Origin of the sequence: Peribacillus sp. Hz7, from assembly GCF_042136355.1 — a bacterium.
Lineage (GTDB): Bacteria > Bacillota > Bacilli > Bacillales > DSM-1321 > Peribacillus > Peribacillus asahii_A.
Genome location: NZ_JBHHJV010000049.1, coordinates 1 through 3,147, shown reverse-complemented (window position 1 = coordinate 3,147; position 3,147 = coordinate 1). Strand labels below are relative to the sequence as shown.

Sequence of the window (3,147 nt, the reverse complement as noted above, 5' to 3'; positions counted from 1 at the left end):
AAATGTAGTAAGTTTGGTCACTTTCTATCATAAGAGAGGTTTATAGAATTGGAAATTAGGTGGCTCATTTTTTATGTGATCAAATCGTGTAAAAGTGGCTCAAATCTAACTTATCAAACACAAAAGTCTTTTTTATCCATAAAACCCACCTCCAAAACATTTTATTAGTATGTTCGGAAACCATTAGTTTATGTACTATAAAACTTAACAAAATGAATTATTTTTGCAGTTTTTCACACTCCCCACCCATAAATATTAAAATGATTCAAAGTAAATACCTAACAAAAAACCACCCCTAAAAGACTAAAGGAGTGATTCTTAAAAAACTTATTAAAATTATCATTTTTTCTGAAATCTACACTTTATTCAACTGCTGATAATTCATTTTTTGTTACCCATCTATGATTTGCTACTTGTTCTCCTGTGGAAGAAGTGAAGTCAACCATATGGTCTAATCCCCTAAATTGAAGTGAATAGTTTGATTACGCCCCTAAAGTAAGCCTGGTAGGACAACCTCTTTTTTTATAATAAAACGGGACATGCATATCTAATTGATTTTTTTCGACAACTACAACCTACCCCCTGGAAACTTCTGCTTGCTCAGCATTTCAGCAATACCTTGATAATAACGTTTGCTGAAGAAGGAAGATACAACTTTCGTCCAAGTTCCAACACGGTTGTTTTTCAATCTTTCCTGCAGGTAACGGGAATACCTTTCATTATACTCCTCGAGAAGGGGTCCCTGTTCACGGTTGTAAACTTCTTCATGGTAAACCGCTTCTTTTAAAAGACGCGGTTTTTGGCCAGTGTCTTCAGCAGGATGACCAATGCAAAGGCCGGACACTGGGATTACGTATTCCGGGAGGCCAAGCATCTCAATAACTTCTAGCGCATTTCTGCGAATCCCGCCAATCGGCACGGTTCCGAGACCAAAAGACTCAGCCGCTGTAACAGCTGTACCAAGGGCAATCCCAACATCCGTCACGCCAACAATGAGTGTGTCAATATCATCTGTTGTATTTATTGTTGTACCTTCCATTTCACATGCTAGATGAGTTCGGTAAAAATCCGCACAGAAGACCAGGAAAACAGGTGCTTCTTCGATATGTTTTTGGTTTCCGCAAAGCTCTGCCAATTTCTTCTTGCGCTCTTCGTCCTTCACAGCAATAATAGAATACTGCTGTCCATTAATCCAGTTGGGAGATGCCTGAATCGACTGGATAATCTGATCCAGCTGTTCCTCATCCACCGCCTTGTTTTGGTACGAACGGAAAGAACGATGAGCTTTCAATGATTTTATCACTTCATTCACAATTATAAACCTCACCTTCAATAAATAATTAATAGGCTAAGTAAATGCTAACACTAATATAAATTATAAAACAAATATAAAGATCTGCATAAGTACCTGTAAGTGGATAAAGTAACCTGGGTTTACCTGATTTTATTTTTAGAATATATTGTCCCACAAAAAATGACGCTTTCAGCATTTGCTGAAGAATAGAAAGAAAAGTAAATGAAAGAAGACAACGAAGTAAAAGAAATTGGAACCTTTGATGTTATTTATAAAGGACAACCGACAAAAATACGGATTCAAGCTGAAATTCATATTGAGGATGTTGACAAAGAGGCTGTTCTATATATGTTTAGTATTCAAGAATTAGTTGACATCATAGATGAGGAAATGCTGAAAACTGAAGATGACCGAGAATTTTAAGTAAAAAGAGATGTTGTAATTAACATCTCTTCCTTTAACTAAACTGCCACATTCGTGGAACAAGAAAAAGAGTCGCAGCTACGACTCGTTGTTAAACTCAAGCTACCCGGTAGTTGAACAAAATTCATTCACTTTTTCTTTCTCCCGTAACTCGGTTTTAATCTTTTAGGGTCTAAAATAGAACCACGAGATAGTTTTCTTAAAAAAGCATCAAAATCATTTGCTATTTTTATTTGTTTCCATTTCTCATTGTCTGATAAGTAATCCTCGTAAAAGTAAACTACTGAGGGATTTTCAGTATTTTCCTCATAGTTTAAAGTAATCCAACTATGATAATCACCCCATAGAATTATTATAGGTTCAGGCAGACCAACCTCGTTAATCCAATACTTAGAAGCAAGGATACCTACACCATTTTGTTCGCCTTCAAAATCAATTCCGTATATCTCTGGAATTGTAAATCGTTCCTTATCGTTTTCCTCAATAAAAATGTTTGGATATTTTAAAGTACCACCGTTATGTTCTTTTAGTAATTCTATATATGACAGAGGAAGTTTAACCTCTAACTTTTCCTCAGCAATTCTAATATCTAAATCCAATATAGGTTTTTCGCCTTCATCCCAAAATTCACCTTTACCTTTATAGAACTCCAAGTTATCACCTCATTCATCTACCCTTAACCTATGTGTTATTAAACTATACTGCGTCTTAGCACAAGAAGTGACGGCTCTTATTGAGCAATCGCGCCCCTTAGCTGAATAAAAAGTTAATCTACATTTTTCTTTCTAAAGGACGCTAAATCTAAAAAAGCTATCCCTAAAGATAAACCTAACGCAATAGAAAAAATTCTATAATAATCTATTTCTGCCGATCTAAAAAAATAATAATAAATAATACTCGTCCCACTAAGGAGAACAAAAGCAGAAATAAATCTATACATTCTTTTTCTAATATCAAACCATTTTAAATTTCTCATATTGATTACAGTTGCCACAATGAAATAAAAAAGAAATAACATAAGAAAAACAACATAGCCAATAACAAATTTAAAAGCAAATGAATTATCAATATTCTTATATACAATAAATAACGAAATCATCGTGCTTACTACAAATATTGTATAAAACATAGTAGATATTAGATTTGAGGGAAATTTCTTCATTTTATCTCGATCCTCCATTTTTAGTGGTGGAAGTGTTCAAAATTAATTAGCAAGAAGTAGCTTTTTCTGAGTTCCGGAAACGCGCCCGATTGTGGAAGATTAAAAAATTAAAAAGAACTTCAAAAATTGATCTTTAGTTATTGTGCTAACGCACCCGTTCGTATTATAAGGTCAGCCAGAGAAATCTGGTTGACTATTTTTTATTCAATTTATAGATTGATAGTAGCCGGGGTAGAACGGACGCACCCGTGGGACTAGATCCCGACAA

Annotated in this window: 4 protein-coding genes; 1 reads left to right on the top strand and 3 read right to left on the bottom strand. The window is 34.6% G+C overall.

Translation table 11 applies throughout. The annotated features are described in order from the left end of the window. Positions 1–568 precede the first annotated feature (568 nt). Entirely contained in the window at positions 569–1,312 is a 744-nt protein-coding gene (locus tag ACE199_RS23365) for an NADPH-dependent oxidoreductase (protein ID WP_375351905.1), read from the bottom strand. Positions 1,313–1,516: 204 nt separating this feature from the next. Here ACE199_RS23365 and ACE199_RS23360 point away from each other — a divergent pair, with 204 nt between their 5' ends. Further along, on the top strand, positions 1,517–1,717 hold the full coding sequence (locus ACE199_RS23360) for a hypothetical protein (RefSeq protein WP_375351904.1): 201 nt from the start codon (positions 1,517–1,519) through the stop codon (positions 1,715–1,717). Positions 1,718–1,845: 128 nt separating this feature from the next. On the opposite strand, the gene ACE199_RS23355 is transcribed toward ACE199_RS23360, so the two are convergent. Continuing rightward, positions 1,846–2,370, bottom strand: a complete 525-nt coding sequence (locus ACE199_RS23355) for an SMI1/KNR4 family protein (protein ID WP_375351903.1) — start codon at positions 2,368–2,370, stop codon at positions 1,846–1,848. 113 nt (positions 2,371–2,483) lie between these two features. Continuing rightward, the gene (locus ACE199_RS23350; protein ID WP_375351902.1) at positions 2,484–2,879 is read right to left on the bottom strand and encodes a hypothetical protein; all 396 of its coding nucleotides are present in this window, start codon (positions 2,877–2,879) and stop codon (positions 2,484–2,486) included. Positions 2,880–3,147 lie beyond the last annotated feature (268 nt).

Bases quoted from the DNA above. Each gene is read 5' to 3' on its own strand.
- ACE199_RS23360 (WP_375351904.1), top strand. From the start codon at position 1,517: ATGAAAGAAGACAACGAAGTAAAAGAAATTGGAACCTTTGATGTTATT.
- ACE199_RS23350 (WP_375351902.1), bottom strand. From the start codon at position 2,879: ATGAAGAAATTTCCCTCAAATCTAATATCTACTATGTTTTATACAATA.